The sequence below is a fragment of the Arthrobacter sp. ATA002 genome (assembly GCF_026898095.1).
In the GTDB taxonomy this organism is placed as follows: domain Bacteria; phylum Actinomycetota; class Actinomycetes; order Actinomycetales; family Micrococcaceae; genus Arthrobacter_B.
In genome coordinates, this window is the sequence record NZ_CP114015.1 from 2,424,393 (window position 1) to 2,445,068 (window position 20,676).

The 20,676-nt window shown below is 64.9% G+C and carries 14 protein-coding genes, 1 tRNA gene and 6 pseudogenes; 7 read left to right on the plus strand and 14 right to left on the minus strand.

The features are described from left to right. Window positions 1-757 precede the first annotated feature (757 nt). Together OL239_RS12045 and OL239_RS19565 are read right to left on the minus strand one after the other, a co-directional pair. The gene (locus tag OL239_RS12045) at window positions 758-1,120 is read right to left on the minus strand and encodes a CocE/NonD family hydrolase C-terminal non-catalytic domain-containing protein (protein ID WP_268909160.1); all 363 of its coding nucleotides are present in this window, start codon (window positions 1,118-1,120) and stop codon (window positions 758-760) included. Between the two features lie 92 nt (window positions 1,121-1,212). After that, window positions 1,213-1,317: pseudogene (locus OL239_RS19565) on the minus strand (hypothetical protein); the annotation flags it as partial. Between OL239_RS19565 and OL239_RS12055 the strand changes: the two are divergent. Both OL239_RS12055 and OL239_RS12060 read left to right on the plus strand, forming a co-directional pair. Continuing rightward, on the plus strand, window positions 1,277-1,996 hold the full coding sequence (locus OL239_RS12055) for a CorA family divalent cation transporter (RefSeq protein WP_268911752.1): 720 nt from the start codon (window positions 1,277-1,279) through the stop codon (window positions 1,994-1,996). The pseudogene OL239_RS19565 and the gene OL239_RS12055 overlap by 41 nt on opposite strands. Before the next feature lie 52 nt (window positions 1,997-2,048). Next, the gene (locus OL239_RS12060) at window positions 2,049-2,468 is read left to right on the plus strand and encodes a GNAT family N-acetyltransferase (RefSeq protein ID WP_329609212.1); all 420 of its coding nucleotides are present in this window, start codon (window positions 2,049-2,051) and stop codon (window positions 2,466-2,468) included. Between the two features lie 127 nt (window positions 2,469-2,595). Here the strand turns inward: OL239_RS12060 and OL239_RS12065 are convergent. The 4 genes and pseudogenes from OL239_RS12065 to OL239_RS12080 all read right to left on the minus strand — a co-directional run bounded on the left by OL239_RS12065 (window position 2,596) and on the right by OL239_RS12080 (window position 6,694). Continuing rightward, window positions 2,596-3,622: pseudogene (locus OL239_RS12065) on the minus strand (Gfo/Idh/MocA family protein). 51 nt (window positions 3,623-3,673) lie between these two features. Beyond that, window positions 3,674-4,497: pseudogene (locus tag OL239_RS12070) on the minus strand (ATP-binding cassette domain-containing protein). A gap of 97 nt (window positions 4,498-4,594) precedes the next feature. Continuing rightward, window positions 4,595-5,641: an ABC transporter permease gene (locus OL239_RS12075; protein WP_268909162.1), complete on the minus strand. Its 1,047-nt coding sequence runs from the start codon at window positions 5,639-5,641 to the stop codon at window positions 4,595-4,597. Window positions 5,642-5,699: 58 nt separating this feature from the next. Continuing rightward, window positions 5,700-6,694: pseudogene (locus OL239_RS12080) on the minus strand (substrate-binding domain-containing protein). Between the two features lie 264 nt (window positions 6,695-6,958). Here OL239_RS12080 and OL239_RS12085 point away from each other — a divergent pair. From OL239_RS12085 to iolB, 4 genes are all read left to right on the plus strand, one after another. Further along, window positions 6,959-7,699 (plus strand): GntR family transcriptional regulator, encoded by a 741-nt coding sequence (locus OL239_RS12085; protein WP_268909163.1) that lies wholly within the window; start codon window positions 6,959-6,961, stop codon window positions 7,697-7,699. 97 nt (window positions 7,700-7,796) lie between these two features. Continuing rightward, window positions 7,797-8,975 carry a Gfo/Idh/MocA family protein gene (locus OL239_RS12090; RefSeq protein WP_268909164.1) on the plus strand — a complete coding sequence of 393 codons (1,179 nt, stop codon included), beginning with the start codon at window positions 7,797-7,799 and terminating at the stop codon, window positions 8,973-8,975. After that, window positions 8,972-9,985 (plus strand): sugar phosphate isomerase/epimerase family protein, encoded by a 1,014-nt coding sequence (locus OL239_RS12095; protein WP_268909165.1) that lies wholly within the window; start codon window positions 8,972-8,974, stop codon window positions 9,983-9,985. Before OL239_RS12090 ends, OL239_RS12095 begins: the two co-directional genes overlap by 4 nt. Window positions 9,986-10,008: 23 nt before the next feature. Continuing rightward, complete coding sequence (iolB, locus tag OL239_RS12100; RefSeq protein ID WP_268909166.1) at window positions 10,009-10,911, plus strand: 5-deoxy-glucuronate isomerase; 903 nt, start codon at window positions 10,009-10,011, stop codon at window positions 10,909-10,911. 42 nt (window positions 10,912-10,953) lie between these two features. Here iolB and OL239_RS12105 read toward each other — a convergent pair whose 3' ends face one another. The 8 genes and pseudogenes from OL239_RS12105 to OL239_RS12140 all read right to left on the minus strand — a co-directional run bounded on the left by OL239_RS12105 (window position 10,954) and on the right by OL239_RS12140 (window position 19,933). Beyond that, window positions 10,954-12,444: a sugar porter family MFS transporter gene (locus OL239_RS12105; protein WP_268909167.1), complete on the minus strand. Its 1,491-nt coding sequence runs from the start codon at window positions 12,442-12,444 to the stop codon at window positions 10,954-10,956. Then, entirely contained in the window at window positions 12,441-13,352 is a 912-nt protein-coding gene (locus tag OL239_RS12110; protein ID WP_268909168.1) for a sugar phosphate isomerase/epimerase family protein, read from the minus strand. Before OL239_RS12110 ends, OL239_RS12105 begins: the two co-directional genes overlap by 4 nt. A 14-nt stretch (window positions 13,353-13,366) precedes the next feature. Beyond that, window positions 13,367-14,386, minus strand: a complete 1,020-nt coding sequence (locus OL239_RS12115; RefSeq protein WP_268909169.1) for a Gfo/Idh/MocA family protein — start codon at window positions 14,384-14,386, stop codon at window positions 13,367-13,369. A gap of 39 nt (window positions 14,387-14,425) precedes the next feature. Then, window positions 14,426-15,366, minus strand: a pseudogene (locus OL239_RS12120) (sugar phosphate isomerase/epimerase family protein). Between the two features lie 73 nt (window positions 15,367-15,439). Beyond that, window positions 15,440-17,376 (minus strand): annotated as a pseudogene (iolD, locus tag OL239_RS12125) (3D-(3,5/4)-trihydroxycyclohexane-1,2-dione acylhydrolase (decyclizing)). Window positions 17,377-17,390: 14 nt separating this feature from the next. After that, a complete protein-coding gene (locus OL239_RS12130; RefSeq protein WP_268909170.1) occupies window positions 17,391-18,326 on the minus strand; it encodes a Cgl0159 family (beta/alpha)8-fold protein in 936 nt (311 codons plus the stop codon). Then, on the minus strand, window positions 18,323-19,315 hold the full coding sequence (iolC, locus tag OL239_RS12135; RefSeq protein WP_268909171.1) for a 5-dehydro-2-deoxygluconokinase: 993 nt from the start codon (window positions 19,313-19,315) through the stop codon (window positions 18,323-18,325). Before iolC ends, OL239_RS12130 begins: the two co-directional genes overlap by 4 nt. Window positions 19,316-19,851: 536 nt before the next feature. Next, window positions 19,852-19,933 (minus strand) — tRNA-Leu (locus tag OL239_RS12140). Window positions 19,934-20,112: 179 nt separating this feature from the next. On the opposite strand from OL239_RS12140, the gene OL239_RS12145 reads away from it, so the two are divergent. Beyond that, a complete protein-coding gene (locus tag OL239_RS12145) occupies window positions 20,113-20,667 on the plus strand; it encodes an ANTAR domain-containing response regulator (protein WP_268911753.1) in 555 nt (184 codons plus the stop codon). Window positions 20,668-20,676: the final 9 nt, after the last annotated feature.

A 20,676-nucleotide genomic window follows, 5' to 3' on the forward strand; every position in this document is an offset into this window, starting at 1 on the left:
AGAACAATAAAGAGCCGGTCGAAACTGGAAATCGCGGCACAGGCACGGGCGACCTCAACGATTTCCGCTGCGAAAGCCTCTCGCTGTTCCCCGGGCAGGAAACCCAGCCAGGGGAAGGGGCCCAGCAGTCGAGTCGTGAAGCTCTCCTCCCCGGAGCCAGCGAGGCCGCCACCAGGTGGGAGGCGAGCCGGAGGGCTTCATGCTCTCGCTCGACAATACGGGAGGGAAGCAGTGTCAGGGGTTCCCCGTCGCGCCGGGTAATCGTGACCGGCCCGTGGTCGGCGGCACGAAACACCTGGCCCGGGTTGCGGGACAGGTCCGATGAAGTCGCCGTGTGGGAGATGGCTTCAGTACTCATGCCTCCATTATTCTGAATATGTTCAGAATAGGCAACCGCCCGGTCGTGCAGCGCTCCGCATGACAATCGGCTGTTGAGACGGGCTGTTGAGACGGGCCGCTAATATGGCCGCCAGGGTTATTAGAAGCTGCCTGCCATATTTTGATTGCCGACCGTGTGGAGCAACGCGAGCTTTTTCTGCCCGCCCGAATAGGGGCGTGCGCCGTGGGGACTGTCCTTTACCCAGTCCGATGCGGGCCTTTCAGCGGCCGAACCTGGCACTTGGGGATGCGGGACCGGAGCCGCGCGGAGTGACAAAAAATCCGCTTCCATGGTTGGTCGGGTTTGTTGGGTTGGTTGCTTTGCCCGCATATCCAGACGGAGGGCATATCTGCCTTGAAGCCGTTCCGGGTGACTGTGTCACCTCTGAAGCGGGAGCCGGAGGTAGGAGGCGTGCTCGCCGCCGGTGTGGATGACATGTGTTCCCGCATTCGCGCCGACGTACTCCCGGATGCCCGGCATGAGAGTGCCGAGGAGATTCCGGGAGCTGATGATGAACCGCAACTGCTCACCCGGGTGGAACGCCAGGCCGAGGGGCAGTAGATCGATGTCAATCTCGACGATCTCACCGGCCTTGAGCTTTTCGACCCGGTCAAAGGAGTGCGCTGGTACGTCCTCGGTCGAGAGATCCGCGTCGAGATGGCGGGCCGAAACGCGAAGGCGCCCATCGGAGCCCTTGTACCGGAGGATCGTCGCACCGTGGTCGGTGAGGTCGTGGGCCATGGGGCTGTGGTTCGGGACCGTGAAGGCTTGCAGGGTGTGCCGAAACGGTTGAGCTTCTGGATCAGGACGAACAGGTCCATGTCGTCGGCCCCGCGCGCCTCAACGAACAGGTGTGCTTTCGGGTAGCCGACAAGGGTCGTCCCCTGCGTGAACGTCATGATGAATGACACCGCGTTCGGGTTGGCGGCCCTCTTCATGGTCGTACGCTCCGCCCGCTACAACGACGCCGCCGAGGACGTCGACTTCTCCGAGTTCCACGTCCTCGTGAAAGCTGATGCCATCGCCGTCCTCTGCCAGGACAAACGGTGGATCGACGGCACTGACGAAGCAACCATGACCGACAGTTCCACTGATATCGGTGACCGGGGAGGACGAACACTGCTCGACGATGAGCATCTGCTCAACCTCGGCCCTGAAGCCGTCGCCTACCGACTCCTCGACGCCATTGTCGATGGTTACACCCCGGTTCTGCGGGGACTGGCCATCGATAAGGAACGGATTGAACGCCAGGTCTTCAGAGGAGACGCTGCCGTTACCGAACGTATCTACCGGTTGAGTCAGGAAGTCATCGACCTGCAGCACGCCACTTCATCCATGGCGGACGTCCTAACTACCCTCCGCAAAGGATTCGGCCGCTACGAGGTCCCCGACCCCCTGCAGGCATATCTGCAGGACGTCGCAGACCACCTCACCCACTGGCGATTGGTGCCATGGTCACACTCGGCGTCGCATTGTTCATCATCTTCCGATACAAGAAATGGATGTAGGGCCCTGACGCCCTGTGGAGGATCCTTGTGCCGACAGGTTGTCAGATTGGTAATGGCACACTACGAGGATGATCACAACCTTGAACTTGCCAGTCACCCTGAGTGCTAAGGGCCGGGATTTCACTCTGCGGAGAGCTTCCGAAGATGATCTTGAAGCACTTATGCTTCTACTCGCCGATGATCCGATTAGCGCTGGTAGAGGTGACAAGGCTAGGAACTCTGATGCTCCCGCATACGGATCTGCTCTAACGGCGATTATCGAAGATCTATCCAACGAGATCATCGTTCTCGTCGACGATGAGGACGGGCTTCTGGCGACCATGCAGCTGACCCGAATTCCTGGAATGGCAAGACGCGGTGCAACTCGGCTTCTTGTCGAGCCAGTTCGAGTACGAAGTGACAGCAGATCAAGCGGGGTGGGATCCGCGATGATGCACTGGGTTACCGGCACAGCAGCACCCATGATCGACGCTGATCTCGTGCAACTCACCTCTGATGAGGCACGGCACGATGCGCACCGCTTTTATGAACGCCTGGGATTTGTTGGGTCGCATCGCGGATTCAAGTACAAAGTGGGGTGAGATTGAGTCCACCTAACGGGTGCACGAATAAGGATCGCTTATGACACTGGACAGCCGGCTACTGCTGCCCGAAGCCGGTGCTGCAACACCGTCGCCGGCAGGATTTATCTCCTTGGCCGCAACCGCCTCAGCTGCACCCACGGCCCGCCACTTTCACCGGTGCGCCGGTCATTAGCGACAGGTGAGCGGCGTCGGCAACCTGTGACGCCGCCACAGAATCCTCAGGAGGACACGGATTTTCGCGCCGGCCCAGGACCAGCTCCGCAAAGCCAGCATCTCCGCCTGGTAGGCGGCAGCAAACCGCTCCGCGAAGGTCCTGTACGGCGGCTGGGTGGACAGGGCGGAATCCGCCTCGGCGGAGCGGACCGCGGCTCTTCCGTCCAGGCCCACCATGACCGAGGACAGGGATCCGCGCAGCTCCAGGCGCACATCATGGCCGGCGCCGTTGTACCGGGTGGCCGATACGGCCCCCACGGTTCCGTCATCGAGCGTCACCACCACCAGCCCGGTGTCAATGTCGCCGGCCTGGCCAATGCCAGGGTCGCCGTTGTTGGAGCCCCGGGCATACACCTCCACGATGCTGCGTCCGGTGAGCCATCGGAGGATGTCGAAATCATGCACGGAACAGTCACGGAATAGCCCCCGGACGCCGCCAGAAACTCCACCGGCGGCGGAAACATGTCAGCGGTGACGGCGGAGAAGGAATGGATCCACCCGAGTTCGCCGGCAAGGAGCCGGCGCCGGGCCTCAAGGTACCCGGCATCGAAACGCCGCTGGTGCCCCATCTGGACAGTTCCCCGCCGCTCCCTCACGTAGTCCAGCACGGGGAGTGCGGCGGCAACATCCAGGGCGACGGGTTTTTCGCAGAAGACCGGCACCCCGGCGTCGACTCCGGCCCGGATCAGCTCCGGATGCGTTGCCGTACCGGCGGCGATCACCAGCCCGTCGATGCCCCGGGCCAGCATCTCCTCCGCCGATGGAAGAAACTCCGCATCCAGGCTTTGCGCCACCTGTCTCCCGCGGGCTTCATCCGGGTCCGAGATCATCAAGGAGATTCGACCGCCTCCGAGCCGGGGATGGCCGCGAAACGCGGCCAGGTTCCCGGCGTGCAGGACGCCGATCCGGCCGACGCCGGCCAGCCCCAGCCGCAGCATCCTCACCCGGAGCCCCCGCGGCAGCTCTTCGCGCCGCCGGATCCCCGGTCTCTACGCGCGTCCGGATTCACTGCCCGCAACTTCGGCTTCCACCTCGGCCACGACATCCTTGTGGCTGCCCAGTTCCTCCAGTTCGGACGCCAGCTCCACCAGCTCCGCACCACCGGCCATCTGGGCAGTGAGCTGTTCCAGAGTGACATCCTTCTTGTCGTAGTAACCGATGGACCGGCCGCGCTTGAGCAGCAGGAAACTGTCCCCCACCGGATAGGCATGGTGCGGATTGTGGGTAATGAAAATGACCCCCAGACCCCGGTCCCTGGCCTGCAGGATGTAGCGCAGGACCACTCCGGACTGCTTAACCCCCAGGGCAGCCGTCGGCTCGTCAAGGATTAGGACCTTGGCGCCGAAGTGCACTGCGCGCGCAATTGCCACGCACTGGCGCTCGCCGCCGGAGAGCTGGCCGATGGGCTGTTCGACGTCGCGCAGGTCGATGCCCATGTCCTGCAGTTCCTTCCGGGTGATCTCCTTCATCCGCTCCACGTTGAGGCGTTTGAAGGGACCGGCACCGGAGGTGAGTTCGGAACCCAAAAAGAAGTTGCGCCAGATGGGCATCAGCGATACCACGGCCAGGTCCTGGTAAACGGCGGCAATGCCCAGGTCCAGTGCCTCCGGGGCGAGGAAAAGCGGCGTTCCTCCCCCAGCACGGTGAAGGTTCCGCCGTCGTGCGGGTGCAGGCCGGCAATGATCTTGATCAGTGTGGATTTACCCGCACCGTTGTCGCCCAGAACGCACGTGACGCGGCCGGCGTCGACCGCCATGGTGACGTCGCGCAGCGCGATGATATTGCCGTAGTGCTTGCTCACCTCCGTGAGCATGAGCAGGTGCCCGCCTGCCGCCTCCCCGCCCTCCTGTGTTCCGGCCGGCCGCGCCGCCGCGCTGCTGTCCAAGGTGTCCATAACGATCTCCGTTCCGCTAACTCTGTTCGGCCCGGCGCTTGACCACCAGGTTCACGATGGTGGCCAGCAGCAGCATGAGGCCGAGGAAGAACTTGAACCAGTCCGGGTTCCATTCCGCGTACACGATGCCTTTGTTGGCCATGCCGAAAATGAACGCACCGATCGCACCGCCGATGGCCGAGCCGTAGCCTCCGGTCAGCAGGCATCCGCCGATGACGGCCGCGATGATGTAGAGGAACTCGTTGCCGATGCCTTCACCGGACTGGACCGTCGAGAAGGCAAACAGGTTGTGCATTCCCAGCAGCCAGGCGCAGAATCCCACGCCCATGAACAGCCCAATTTTGGTTTTCACCACCGGAACGCCGACGGCGCGGGCGGCGTAGGCATCCCCGCCGGAGGCGAAGATCCAGTTCCCGACCCGGGTGCGCAGCAGGGTCCAGGAGGCCACGGCAACGAGGGCAATCCAGATGAAAACGGTGATCCGCACGTCCACTCCGCCGATGTTTACCGAAGACGCGAACACCGCCTTGGCGGACTCGAAGCCGTCCATGGTGGAGATCGACGGCGTGGAAACGCTGCCGCCGATGGCCCGGGTGAGACCGAGGTTCAGACCAGTGAGCATCAGGAAGGTTGCCAGGGTGACGATGAAGGAGGGCAGCTTGGTCTTGATCAGGATCCAGCCGTTGATGAAACCGATACTCAGTGACATCACTAGTGCAAGTGCCACCCCCACCCACACGTTCACTGAGAAATACCAGCTGAACAGCGACGCCATCAGAGCCGAGCTGATGACGGCAACACCGGTGGACAGGTCGAACTCCCCGCCGATCATCAGCAGGGACACCCCCACCGCCATGATCCCGATGGTCGACGCCCCGTACAGCACGGTCGCAATGGAACCGGGCTGGAGGAAGATCGGCGCCACGGCCGAAAAGAAAACGAAAAGCGCAATGGCGCCCACGAGCGCCCCGATCTCCGGCCGTCCCAGCAGCTTGGCCAGCGGGCTTTTGGCGGCCACCCGCTCGTCGGCCACCGGTGCTGCAACAGTAATTGCGTTTGCCATGTCACGTTCGCTTTCTCTGTGCTTCGGCCCGTATCGGGCCGGAAGCTGGCTGGGTCCGTCAGCGGATGCCGTCTTCCGCGAACGCAGCCACCTGCTCGGCGTTCGTGGAATCGATAATGGTGGGACCGGTCAGGACCGGCTGCCCTCCCCGATCTGGAATCCGCCGCGGGTGTGCTGCCAGAGCGCGTCAACTGCGCCGTAACCCTGCATCCACGGCTGCTGGTCAACGGTGAAAATGACCTCGCCGTTGACAATCCGTTCGGCCAGTTCAGCGTTCAGGTCAAAGGACGCCACCTTCGCGTCGCTGCCGGAGGTCCCGACGGCGTTGAGGATGGTGAGCGTGTACGGGGCACCCAACCCGATGACGACGTCGGCGGCTTCCGTTGTTTGCAGCTTCGCGGTCACGGTTGACTCCACCTGGGTCATGTCGGTGCCGGTTACATAGAGGATTTCCGTTCCCGGAACCTGGGCCTGGACACCGGCGCAGCGGTTTTCCAGCCCGACGTGGCCCTGCTCCTGGATGACGCAGACGGGGTGCGTGTAGCCGTCAGCTGCCAGCCGCTGGCCTACGGCTTCTCCAGCCAGGCGCTCGTTGGATCCGAAGTGGGTGAAGGCCCCCAGCTCGGCCGAACGGTCTTCACCGGCGTTCAGGCTCACCACCGGAATTCCGGCGGCCTGGGCCTGCTCCAGCGCAGAGGCCACGGCGTCGGGCTTGGCCAGGGTGACGGCGATGCCGTCCACCCCCTGCTGGACTGCCTGCTCGATGAGCTGCGCCTGCCGGCCGCCTTCGGGATCGGAGAGGTACTGCAGCTCCACATTGTCCTTCTGCGACGCCTCTTCCGCGCCCTTGCGCACGATGTCCCAGAAGGTGTCACCGGGGGCGGCATGGGTAATCAGGGCGATCGTAATCCGGTCGGTTCCGGCGACTTCGCCGCCGCCCTCACCTCCGGTTTCCGGCTCACGTCCTCCCGAACTGGAGCACGCCGTGAGAACGAGGGCCGGAACCAGTACACCGGCCGCCGCCAGTTTCCGCCAGGAAAGCTTGTGTGACACGAGAGTCTCCTTTGTCTTCGTGATCCCCGCCCTGAACCAAGGGCCGGCCAGCGGAGGCCAGGACCTCACTTCAGCCGGGAAGTCCAGAATAGCGACCGGCCTCACAGAGTCAATAGATTGTCAGGACATATACACATCGCGCAGGATACGGGCCCGTCTGCCCGCCTATCTAGTGGGACTTACGGCCGCGACAGGCGTCACTGCTACAATCGACACACAGTCTTTGTCCTGACATGTCGGGGATGGTACGCGAAGGAGCGGCACATGGGTGCGGAACTCAACATTAAAATCGACCGATCCTCCCCGGTGCCGCTGTACCACCAAGTGGTTCAGGGCATCGAGGCAGCCATCCACAGCGGTGAGCTGGAGTACGGCTCCCGGCTGGACAACGAAATCGAACTTGCCGGCAAGCTAAACCTGTCCCGTCCGACCATGCGCAAGGCGATGGATGAGCTGGTCCGCTCCGGGCTGCTGGTGCGGAAGCGGGGCGTTGGGACGCAGGTTGTCTCCAGCCAGGTGCGGCGTCGGCTGGAACTGTCCAGCCTGTACGACGATCTGCAGCGGGACGGCCAGAAGCCCTCCACTGAGGTGCTGGAGTTCCGCCACGGACCGGCTGACGCCGAAATTATCCAGGCCCTCGAAATGCCCGACGGCGTCAACGTGTACCACTTGAAGAGGTTGCGCAGCGTGGGCGGCAAGCCTTTGGCACTGATGGAAAACTGGGTCCGGAACGACATCACAGAGATCACCGAAGAAGGACTCCGCCGCGAGGGTCTCTACCAAATCCTCCGAAACGCCGGCGTCAACTTCCGCCTTGCCACCCAGAGGGTGGGTGCCACGGTTGCCACTGCCAAACAGGCAGAGTTGCTGCACACCTCACCCGGTGCCGCCCTGGTCACCATGGAACGCACAGCCGTGGACGACGCCGGCCGGAATGTGGAGACGGGCCGTCACGTCTACCGCGGCGACTCGTACAGTTTTGAGATGACCCTTGTTCAGTCGTAGTCCACGTATTGACAGGACATACTGACATAGCAAGAATCGACGCATCTTCCAGTGTCCGGCGCCGACTGGCTGGGCCCGCTTCAAAGGAGAAGGATTCATGCCCCAAGGACTCGGCATCGCAGTCATCGGAGCTGGAATGGCGGGCCGGGCGCATGCCGCCGCCTACCGCACGGCGTCGACACTGTATGAACCCACGCTTCCGCCGCTCCGGCTCACGGCCATTGCGGACATCAATCCCGATTTTGGCACTGCAGCAGCCCGCCGCTTCGGCTACGAACGGTATGAAAGCGACTGGCAGGCGGTCGCTGCGGCCGACGGCGTCGACGTCGTCTCGGTTGTCGTCGCGAATGCGCTGCACCGCCCCATCGTGGAGGGTCTCCTGGCGGCGGGAAAACATGTGCTCTGCGAGAAGCCGCTCAGCGACAACGTTGACGAGGCCGTGCGCATGGCTCGAACCGCTGCGGAGGCCGGTCCGCTGGCTCGTCTCGGCTTCACCTTCCGGCGTTCCCCCGGCATCGCGTACATCAGCGGGCTCATTACCTCCGGAACGCTGGGTCAGGTACTGCATTTCAGCGGCCGCTATTGGACCGATTATGCCTGCAGCCGCACCGCACCGATGAGCTGGCGTTTCGCCGGTGGGCCGGGAACCGGTGCCCTCGCCGACGTCGGCAGCCACCTCACCGACGTCGCCGAGTTCCTGTGTGGTCCCATCACCAATGTGTCGGGCGGCCGTCTGGCCACCGTTATCGGCGAAAGACCCTTACCACTTGGCGCAGTCATGGGTCACGAGCACAGCGCCGTGAGCGACGAGTCCGTTCCGGTCGAAAACGATGACTATGCGGCGTTCAACATGGAGTTCGCCCAGGGGTCCGGGTCGATCGAAGTCTCCCGGGTTGCGGCCGGGCACCCCAACACCCTCACGTTTGAAGTGTTCTGCGAGAACGGCTCCGCCGTCTTTGACCAGCGGCGTCCCGCGGAAATTCAACTGTTCCTCAGTCGCGGCGCCGGTGCAACGGACGGCTTCTCCCAGATCATCCTGGGGCCGGAGCATCCGTACCTGGCCGGCGGCCTCGCGATGGATGCGCCGGGGGCCGGTTTTGGCCAGAATGACGCCTTTGCCTACCAGGCACGCGCCTTTCTGGAGGAAGTCGCCGGGCTGGACGAGTCCCGGTCGCTGCCGCGCTGTGCCACCTTTGATGACGGAGTGCACAATATGGAAGTCCTGCAGGCTGCCACACAGTCCGCCCTGGCCGAGGGAAAGCGGGTGCACCTGTGAAGTTCGGACTTTATACCGCCGTCCTGCACGACCGGAGCATTGAAGAGGCCCTTGATGTCATCGCTTCGCTCGGACTGGATGCGGCAGAAATCAACGCCGGCGGATTCCTGCCTCCGGTCCACCTGCCCCTGGAACAGATCCTGACCAGCCAAGCCGCCCGTGACGACTACTTGGGCCTCTTTGCAGAACGCGGACTTCACCTGGCCGGCCTGAACGCCAACGGCAACCCGCTGCACCCAAACCCGGCGATCGGTCCCCGCCACGCGGAGGACCTGCGGCAGGCCATCCGCGCCGCCTCCCTTCTGGGGCAGGAACGGGTGGTCACGATGTCGGGTCTTCCCGGCGGCGAGTGCGGCGCCACGGTGCCCAACTGGATTGTCAACGCCTGGAATTCCGGATCCTTGGACGTCCTGGACTATCAGTGGAACGAGGTGGGGCTGCCCTTCTGGCGGGAGATCGATGCGTTGGCTGCCGACCACGGCGTCAAGGTCGCCATTGAGATGCACCCGCAGAACCTTGTCTTCAACCCTCCCACCCTTAAGCGCCTCGTCGAGCGTGCAGGCACCACCAATGTCGGTGCCGAGATGGACCCGTCGCATCTGTTCTGGCAGGGCATGGATCCGATAGCCGCCGTCAACTACCTCGGCCCCCTGGTCCTCCACGCCGCGGCCAAGGACGTTCGGATCAATCCGGACTACGCCCGTATTTACGGCGTGCTCGACGAACGCTTCGAACGGATCGACCCGGCTGAGGAGAGGACCAACCTCGGCGGCCATGAGTTCGCTTACCGGTGGCCCGAAGACTCGGCCTGGGATTTCGTGGCTCTGGGCCGCGGCCACGGCCAGGAGTTCTGGAACGCGTTCATCGCGGCGCTGTACACGGTGGATCCGGACATGGCGGTGAACATCGAACATGAGGATGTTTCACTGGGCCGGGTTGAGGGCATCCAGGTTGCGGCAGAGGTGCTGCTGGACGCGGCCGCGGCCCTCCGGCAACCGGCCGGCCCGTAGAGACAAGGAAAAGGAGCGCGACCATGCCGGAAACACCTCAATGGGTTTATCCCCTCGGTTCCGCGAACGACGGCGACTGGCAGGTGTCGCTCGGCGCGTCCGACAGTGCCGCCCGGGTTCCGGGCTGGGCGCACACCGGCATCAAGGTGGCCGCGCTTGCCCCCGGGAGCTCCGTGTCGTTGGCCGCTGAAGCTGAAGAGCGGCTGGTTATTCCACTCGAGGGCGCCTTCTCGGTCACCATCGACGGCACCACATATGAGCTGCGGGGCAGACGATCGGTCTTTGCCGGACCTGCGGACGTCCTGTATTCAGGAATCCGGACTTCTCTAACCATTTCCTCCGAGGACGGCGGACGGGTTGCCATAGCACTGGCACCGGCTTCCGCCGGCTATCCGGTCCGGCTCATCAGGGCGGAGGAAACACCGGTGGAACTGCGGGGATCCGGCGCCTGCTCCCGCCAGGTCCACAACTTCGGTACGCCCGGCACGCTTGAGGCGGACCGCTTCATCGTCTGCGAGGTCATTACTCCCGCCGGCAACTGGTCTTCCTATCCCCCGCACAAGCATGACGAGGAAAAGGACGGCGAGACCAGCCTCGAGGAGATTTACTACTTCGAGACCCAGACCGCCGCCGGCGCTCCGGACTCAGGGACCGCCGATCCCGTCGGATTCGCGCGGGTTTACGCCTCCGACGAGCGGCCCATTGATGTCAGCACGGAGGTGCGCAGCGGCGACGTCGTCCTGGTGCCCTACGGCTGGCACGGCCCGGCGATGGCGGTGCCGGGCTACGATCTCTACTACCTCAACGTCATGGCCGGCCCCGGCAGGGTCCGGGAATGGCTGATCAGCGACGACCCGCACCACGGCTGGATTCGGCAAACCTGGGACACCGAGCCGATGGATCCCCGGCTCCCCTTCACCTCCTGATTCCCCGGCGGAGGGAGAGCCCTCCGCTGAAGCCCCCTGCCCTTAGCCGAGGGCCGGAGCCGCCGCGGGTCCCTGCCGGCGCAGTGCAACGGCGTCCCGGGCGTGGAACTGCTCCTCGAGTTCCTCCAGTGACTTCCCCCGGGTCTCGGGAAGATAGGCCTTCACGAACAGCACGGCAAAGACACCGACGCCGGCGAACAGGAAGAAGGTCCCGGAAATCCCGATGGCCGCGGTGAGCACCGGGAAGCTGAACCCAACGGCGAAATTGACCATCCACAGGATGAACGCGGTGCTGCCCATGCCCAGACCGCGGATCCGCAGCGGAAAGATCTCTGAGAGCATCAGCCAGGTCACCGGCGAAATGGCACCCTGCTGGAAGGCCAGGAAGGAGACGGTCAGCGCCAGGATAACGAATCCCCGGCCGGTCCCTTCCGGCAACACCAGTGAGAACAGCCCGATCAGGGCGAGCACCACTATGGTGCCCAGCTGTCCGATCATCAGCATCGGACGCCGCCCAACGCGGCCGAGCAGCCAAATGCCGACAAAGGTCGCCAGCACGGAGATCACCCCGTTGGCGATGTTGGCCGTCAGCGCTGCTTCGGTGCCGAACCCCGACTCCTTCAGGATCTCCGTGCCGTAGTACATGATCGAGTTCACGCCGGTGATCTGCTGGCAGATGGCCACGCCAACGCCGATGAGGAAGATCCGGCGCATCCACGGAACGTTGAGGTCGCGGATGGACCCCTTCTTTGCTTCATAGTCCTCGCGGGCAAGGTGACGGACCTCGTCGAACTCCCTGCGGGCGGTGGCCTCGGTGCGGATCTTCTTCAGCACCTCGAAGGCTTCCGGGAAGCTGCCGATGGAAGCGAGCCAGCGCGGGCTTTCCGGCACCCGCAGCATGCCCAGCCAGAGGCCGATGGCCGGCAGGGTGGCCAGCACCAGCATCCAGCGCCAGATGCCGAGGTTTTCTCCCCAGATGTTGCCCAGTACGGCGTTGGTGATGAAGGCGAGCAGCTGGCCGGAGACAATCATCAGTTCGTTCCGGGTCACCATCTGGCCGCGCAGGTGGGCCGGGGACATTTCGGCCAGGAACACCGGGACCATCGCTGAGGCTCCGCCCACGGCCAGCCCGAGGATGAACCGGAACAGCACCGTGATTTCCACGTTCGGCGCCAGGGAGACCCCGATGGTGCCCAGCAGGAAAACCGCGGCCAGACCCATGATCAGCCGGCGGCGGCCGAACCGGTCCGCGAGCCTCCCGCCGGTGATCGCGCCGAATGCTGCGCCCACCAGCAGTGAACTGGTCACGAGGCCGGTGGTGACAGGTGTCAGGCCCAGGTCCTCCTCCATGAAGGGCAGGGCACCGTTGATGACGCCGGTGTCATAACCGAACAGCAGTCCGCCCAGGGTACTGACGGCCGCGATCCGCTTCAGTGCCCTGTTGGGTTTCCGCTCATCGACCGGCCCGGGCGTTCCGGTTCCGGCCGGACTGTCCGGCTGAAGTTCCTCGTTGGGCTGGCTGGTGGCGCTCATGGTTCCTCCGTCCCTTCCCGGTTCGCTCTGTGTCTTCCCCCGTGTCCGCGGACCAAATCCTTCATGGTGCTGAGTTGATAGCGGGATACTTCAGCGGCATTCTCGTTTTCGGCGAAAACACTCGACACCATCACGGTTTCCGGCCGGTCCAGGAAGCCGTTGCCGGCCAGCGCACCGAAGAGCTCCGGCCAGTCCACATCGCCGTCGCCGATTTTCAGGTGCTGGTGCACCCGCACACGATTTCCGGGCGGGTTGGTGATGTACCGCAGTCCGGAGGACGCGGTGTGGTTCATCGTGTCGGCGACGTGGACCACCCGCAGCCTGTCCCCTGCAGCGGCAATGATGTCCTCCGGGGGGTCCACCATGTGGAAGGTATGGGCGGCCACATAAACCATTCCGAGGTTCGGGGAGTTGACGCCGCGGATCACCCGCCAGGCGGCGAGGCCTTCCTCCACAAAGTCGTCCGGGTGCGGGTCGATGGCCACGTGCACGCCCTCGCGCTCAAACAGCGGCACCAATTCCTCCATGGACCGGTAAAACGCTGCCTCGGACTCCTCCGGCTGCTCCGGGCGGCCACTGAACTCGGTGTTCAGCTGAGAAACACCGAGGCCGACGGCGATCTGCACCGCGCGCTTCCAGTAGTTGACGGCGGCCTGGCGCATATTTTCGTCCGGGGAGGACCAGCGCAGCACGGGCAGGACTGAAGCGATTTCCACCGCGGCTTCAGCGCAGGCCTTCCGCAGATCCGCCACCAGGGCGTCGTCGGCCTTGGGGTGGGTGAAGAAGGGCAGCACGTCGGGGTGCGGCGTGAGCTGGAGATACTCATACCCCAGGTCAGCGGCGAGCCGCGGAAATTCCAGCAGGTTGTGGGTGCGGACGAACGGTGTGGGATCCAGGGCGATCTTCATGGCAGAACCTTCCGTCAGGCCCGGAGGTACAACGCCGGTTTGTCGTTGAGGACGACGTCCACCTTTTGACCGGTCCGCTGCGCCTCAACTCCGGCCTCGCAGCAGGAAGCGGCCGCGTACCCGTCCCAGGCGCCGGGCCCGTCAATGCCGCCCTGCCGGGCAGCATCCACCCAGGCTTGGACCTCCCGGTCATAAGCGGCGCTGAACCGCGCGGCGAACCCGGGGCTGACCGGGCCGCCCCAGCGGCCCTGCGTGCTGAGGTACGGACCGGCGTCGTTCCCGATCCGGAAAATGCCCTGCTCAAACACCGCCTGGGTGGCGACCTCGTAGCCGAACCGGGCGTTGACGTAGATCTCCACGTCCGCCAGCACGCCGGACGCTGTTTCGAGCAGTACGTGCTGGGGGTCGTGCTGGCCGGCAGGAGCGCCGCGGGTGGCCTTGCCGGTCCGAACTTGGACGGAGATGATTTCTTCCCCGGTGAAGAAGCGGACGGCGTCGAACTCGTGCACCACGGAGTCATTGATCAGCATCTCGTTGGTGAAGCCGGGAGGCGTTGACGGGTTGCGGTGCTGGTGGTGCAGCATCAGCACTTCCCCCAGCTCGCCTCCGCGGATCAACGCCTGGAGCTGGGCGTATTCGGCGTCATACCGGCGCATGAACCCAACCTGGATCCGCTGGCGGCCCAGCTTTTCCTCGGCCTGCACCACCCGCCAGGCCGATGCCGAGTCCGGCGTCAACGGTTTCTCGCACAGCACCGGAAGGTCGCGGGCCAGGACGGTGTGCAGCGCCTCCTCGTGCAGGAAACCGGGGGTGGCGAGCAGCACTGCGTCCGTGTCCGGATTCCCCAGCACCTCGGCCACGTTGCTCAGGGCGGTTGCGCCGGGGATTCCCGCGACAGCGGCAGCGGCGCGCTCCGGATCGATGTCGACGACGGCGCCCACCTCCGCTCCGTGGATGCGCCGGTGCAGGCGCTGAATGTGGTCAACGCCCATGCGGCCGGCTCCGATGACGGCGACGCGGAGATTCTGGCTCATCTGAGCCTCCTTAGGGAGTCGGGCTTGAAGAGTTGGGGGTTAGGCGTCCGGTGGTGAGGCGACCCGGGTCCGGGAACTGCAGGCGAGCAGGTAGTCGCGGGTGCGGCGGGCGATGGGCAGCGGGACGCCGAAGTCGGCGACGGGATACATGTCCTGCTCCACGATTCCGAAGAGCGGCCGGCCGAGGTTTTCAGCGGCGGCGATGACGCGGGAGAGATCGGGCCGGCCGCGGGGCGGTTCCGTCATGACGCCGGCGAGGTTTGCCGCCGCCCAGGTCAGGTTCTGCTGCCGCACGTTGACCAGGATGTCCGGATCGATCTGTTTCAGGTGCAGGTAACCAATCCGGTCGGGGTATCTGGAGATCAGGTCAACGCTGTCCGCTCCGCCGTATTCGGCGTGCCCGGTGTCCAGACACAGCGAGACCAGCGACGGGTTTGTCCCCTGCAGGAAACGTTCGATGTCCGGCTGTGAACACACATGGGAGTCGGCGTGGGAATGAAACTGCTGCTGCAGCCCGTAGTCCTCGGCCAGGACCCTGCCCAGCCGGTCGTGGCCGGCGAGCAGGTCCTTCCATTGATCAGCGGACAGGTCGGAACTCTCCAGCGCCTCGCCGCTGACGTCGTCGCGCCACATCGCCGGAATCACCACCAGATGCTCCCCGCCCAGCGCGGCCGTCAGTTCCGCGACTTTCCGGACCGGCTCCTCCGCGGTGCCCCTGTGCTTTCCCCGTGGTTCCCGCCGCGGTGTAAGGCGGTGAATACAGTCCCGGCACTCAGTTTCAGGCCGCGCTGTGCCAGTTCGTCGGCGAGCCGGACCGGATCGGTGGGGAGGTAGCCGTAGGGGCCCAGTTCAATCCAGGAGTAGCCGGCACCGGCCGCCTCGTCGAGGAACCGCTGCCAGGGAGTCTGCCGGGGATCATCGGGGAACCAGACACCCCAGGAGTCGGGTGCGGTGCCGATGATGACTGTGTTCTCGTCCATGCTGGTCCTGCCTTCGTCAGTGTGCTTGAGCGTGTCCTGCTCCTGCTGAAACCTCCAGCCGAGCTGCGGCTGCCTACCCGATGAGCGGCCGCTGCCGGGCTTTAGAGTCCGAGTACGTGGCGCTCGCCGCCCGGGTGGACTCCAGTTCCGATGTTTCCGCCACCGGAACATCCCACCAGGACTCGGAATCGGGAGCGTCGATCAGCGGATTGGACTCAAGGTGAATGAGCACCGGCCCGCTGCCTTCGGGTTCAGCCTTGGCCTTTGCCACGGCGGTCTCCAGGTCCGCGATTCCGTTCGGCCCGGGGTCCACCCGAATCACCCGAACCCCCAGGGACGCCGCGTTGGCGGCCAGGTCCACCGGCAGCGTCCCGCCCTCGTCGAAGGTATGGGCCTTGGCGTCCAGGGACCGGAACCTGGTGCCGAACCGCTGCGAGCCCAGCGATTCCGAGAGCGCCCCGATGGAGGCGTAGCCGTGGTTCTGGATCAGAACCACGATGAGCTTGATGCCTTCGGCGACGGCGGTGACCAGCTCCGTGTGCATCATCAGGTAGGAGCCATCCCCCACCATGACAACGACGTCGCGCGGCGTTTCGCCGTCGCCGTTCCGCTGCGCCTCGTCGATGGCGGCGCGCTTGACACCCAGTCCGCCGGGGATTTCGTACCCCATCGTGGAAAAGGCGTATTCCACGTGGTAGCCGTACGGGTCACGGATGCGCCACATCTTGTGCAGGTCCCCGGGCAGCGAGCCCGCGGCGCACACAACGACGTCGCGCGGTTCCATCGCCCGGTTCACCGCGCCGATGATCGCGTTCTGGCTCGGCAGCGGAGTGTGCCGCTCGTCGAAGGCCGCATCGACGGTGCGGTTCCAGCGCCGTTTCTCGGCTGCCATGAGCCGCTGCAGGTCCGCGCCGACGCGGTAACCGCCCAAATGCTCTGCCAGGCGCACCAGGGCCTTGCGGGCGTCGGCAACAATCGGCAGGCTGCTGCCAAGTTTGTAGGCATCGATCGGGGCGACGTTGATGTTCACGAACTGCACGTCCGAACTCTGGAAGGCAGTGTGCGAGGCGGTGGTGAAATCCTCGTACCGGGTGCCGATCCCGATCACCAGGTCGGCTCCGCGCGCGACGGCGTTGGCCGCCGTCGTGCCCGTGGAGCCCACCGCGCCCAGGCAGTACGGCGCATCCCAGGGTACGGAGCCGGTCCCCGCCTGGGTGTAGGCGACGGGGATGCCCGTTTGCTTCGCCAGCAGGTTTAGCTCCTGCGCGGCAAGGGAATACAGCACGCCGCCGCCGGCGATGATGAGCGGGCGCCTGGCCGCGCGGATTAAGCGGGCGGCAAGTGCAATGTCCTCCTCGTCGGGGGCGGGCCGGCGGATGCGCCAGTCGCGTTCCGCCAGGAACACTTCGGGTACGTCCATCTCTTCGGCCTGCACGTCCTGGGGCAGGGAAATGGTCACCGCACCGGTGTCGGCCGGATCCGTCAGCACCCGCAGTCCGGAGAGAAACGCCGAAAAGAGCTGCTCGGGGCGGACCACCCGGTCAAAGTAGCGGGAGAGGGGACGGAAAGCGTCATTGACGGTGATGTCGTAGGCCTCGGGCCGCTCCAGCTGCTGCAGCACCGGGTCGGGGGCGCGGGTGGCGAAAGTGTCGGAGGAAGCAGCAGCACCGGGAGCCGGTTGGTGGTGGCCAGCGCGGCGCCGGTGAGCATGTTCGTGGCTCCGGGACCGATGGAACTCGTTACCGCATAGGTGGCCCTCCGCCGGGTGTGCCGGGCATACCCCACGGCCTGGTGCACCATCGCCTGCTCGTTGCGGCCCTGGTAGTAGGGCATCAGCGCCGGGTCCCGCACCTGTGCCTGCTTCAGCGCCTGCCCCACGCCGGCCACGTTGCCATGGCCAAAGATGCCGAACATCCCCGGGAACAGGCGTGCGCGGTATTCGGGCCCGCCGGCGTCGTCCACTGTGTACTGGTTGCCCAGGAATTCCACCACTGCCTGGGCTACGGTCATTCTGCGGGTAGCCATCAGTTGGAAACCTCCTGCTCGCTGCGGGTGTTTGATGCGGTGCCGGTGTCCAGCAGCGCTGCCGCGGCCGCCACGGCTTCACTGACGGTGCCGGTTTTCGGGAACAACAGGGTCCGACCCACGGTCAGGCCCTGCACGCCGGGCAGTTTTAAGGCCTCTTCCCACAGCGAGTACGTTTCCTGCGGGGAACCGGTAGGGTCGCCCCCGAGGAGCACAGTGGGCATGGTGGTGGATGCCAGCACCCGTTCCATATCGCGGACGACCGGCAGCTTCAGCCAGGTGTAGGCACTCGTGGAACCGAGCCCGGAGGCGATCGCCACCGACGTCATGACCGCATCCGTGCTGAGATCGTTGCGGAGCCGCCCGTTCTCCCAGACCGACATGAAGGGCTCCACCATGGCGACCAGCCGCCGCTGCGCCAAACTGTTGATGGCCTTAGCTGTGGCTTCCAGCGCGGCGGGCGTGGCAGGATCGCCGAGGCAGATCCGGGTCAGCATTTTTCCGCCGGTTGCTCCAATTTCCTGCAGTGCCGCAGCGGTGTGTCCGGTGAAGCGGTCCTCGACTTCATTGACGGACCGGGCCAGGCCGCCGCGGTTCATGGACCCGAACAGCAGCTTGCCGTCCAGGGCGCCGAGCAGGAGCAGGTCGTCCATGATGTCGGGGCTCGCCAGCACGCCGTCGACGGCGGGATTGGCCAGTGCTTCCTGCAGCCGGTCGAGCAGCCTGCGGCGGTTGCCCATGATCGTTGGCCGGTCCCCGACGCCGAGCGCACCGCGTGCGGGATGGTCCGCTGCGACGATGAGGTTCTGCCGGCCCGCCGACGGCCCGGCGTGCGGAGTGCGGCCGGCTGCGGCACGGCGGACGGCGTCCGGATCCTCGAGCCGGATGCGGGACAGGTGCTCATAACGCCGGGGGTCCTTCACGGCTCCCGTCATGGCAAGGCCTCCAGCAGCTCCGGAACCATGCGGCCGCGCTCAGCGAGCAGGCCGGTGACCTCCGCCGGCGTCGGCATCGCGTCGGCGCAGGAAATCCGGGACGCCACCAGTGCGCCCGACGCATTGGCATACTCCAGCACGGCGGCCAGCGGCCAGCCCCCCAGCAGCCCGTGGCAGAGCGCGCCGCCAAACGCGTCTCCGGCTCCCAGGCCGTTGACGGTCTGCACGGGGACCGGGGCGGAGACCACGCGCTCTGAATCCGTCTTGGCCAGCACGCCGTCGGGGCCGAGCTTGACGATGGCCAGACGTACCCCTGTTTCGAGCAGCCGGTCTGCCTGCTCATCGGGTGTCCCTGCGCCGGCTGCCACCGCGCATTCAGTGGTGTTGCCGACGGCTACGGTGACGTACGGCAGGATGCGGGCAATTTGCTCCCGGGCCGCCGCAACGGACGGCCAGAACATCGGCCGGTAGTCCAGGTCCAGTACCGTGTGCCGGCCCGGGTCCAAGGTGTCCCGGGGGCGCGCCTCGTGCGCCGCCAGCTGTGCGGAGCGGCTGGGCTCCTGGCACAGCCCCGTCACAGTGGACCAAAAGATGCCAGTGTCGCGGATGACCTCCAGATTCAGTTCACCGGCCGTGATCTGCAGGTCGGGAGCGGTCGGGAAGCGTCCGTAGAAGTACAGCGGAAAATCATCGGGCGGACGAATGGCGCAAAATGTGACCGGCGTCTGCAGCCCGGCCACAGCACTCACCATGGTGTCGTCGACGCCGAACTTCTGCAGTTCCCGGTGCAGATACTCCCCGAAGGGATCCTGACCCGTGCGGGTAATGACGGCGCTTCGGCGTCCGTGCCGGGCCGCCGCCACCGCCACGTTGGACGGCGAGCCGCCCAGATATTTGGCGAAGGTTGCGACGTCGGCCAGGCCCACGCCGATGTCCTGCGGGTAGACGTCAACGCTGATCCGCCCCATGGTGAGCACGTCGTGAGCCACTGTAATCCGCCGGCCTTTCCGCTCCGGACGGAAAGCCCCGCCCGATTCTGGCTATGGATGTGACCGAAGCCACACCCATACTCTGCCGCCCAGAGTTTGTCCTGTCAAACCTTTTAACCAAACACCTTGCTTCCCTCCGGCTTAGCCCACCCTGCGGCCATTTTTCCTGTTCGCACATCGACAGTGCACGCCTTAAACTGCTGGATATGTCCTGTCATAATTAGGACTTTCAGCTAGGACGAGCAGGGCCTTGGCCGGCCACCGGGCTGGTTTGAGGAGATGAGCCGTTCCCCGCCCTGGAAGTTGCCCGTGTCATTGAGTCGCCAGTCGGAGCAGGTTTGCCGCCAAGCTAACCCTCGGTGCCTCATTCAGGAAGACCCTGCAGTCCGAGTATCCCGATACCCATTTGCAGGTACATGGTTGCCGACTGCAGATCATCGACACCTCCGGGCAAAAGAAAACACCCCGGTCCGAAGACCGGGGTGTTACCTATGTCGCGACTCATCCGGAAACGATGTCTCGACTCATCACATCGGTGCCCGAAGTGGGACTCGAACCCACACACCTCTCGATACTGCATTTTGAGTGCAGCGCGTCTGCCAATTCCGCCATTCGGGCCGGCCCTGCGGTGTGAATCACAAAGTTCACAATCCGTGTTGGGCGCGAATCTACTCTACATGCGGATAGGCTATTTCTGTGAACTGTCAGTTCGCACACGGCAGTCCAACCGCATTCTGAGGAGCACCTGTGTCTGAGTCAACCGAGCCCGCCCCTCCAACACGCCGGCGCGGCGCGTCATCGTCGCTGAAGATGAGACCCTGATCCGCCTCGACATCGTGGAAATCCTCACCGGCGAGGGGTACGAGGTCGTCGGAGAAGCCGACAACGGCGAGAAGGCCGTCGCCCTGGCCACCGAACTCAAGCCCGACCTGGTCCTGATGGACGTCAAGATGCCCGTCATGGACGGCATCTCCGCAGCTGAGCAGATCGTCAAGGCGCGCATCGCCCCGGTGGTCCTGCTGACGGCGTTCAGCCAGAAGGAACTGGTGGAGCGCGCCCGCGAGGCGGGAGCCATGGCGTACGTGGTGAAGCCGTTCACTCCGGCGGACCTGATCCCGGCCATCGAGATCGCCCTGTCCCGCCACGAGGAAATCAAGGCCCTCGAAGAAGAGGTCAGCGACCTCAAGGAGCAGTTCGCCACACGCAAGCTGGTGGAGCGGGCCAAGTCGCTGCTGACCACCAAGATGGGCCTAACTGAACCCGAGGCCTTCCGCTGGATTCAGAAGACCTCCATGGACCGCCGCCTGAGCATGCGGGAAGTCGCCGAAACGATCATCAACCAGGTCAACTAAAACCCCGGC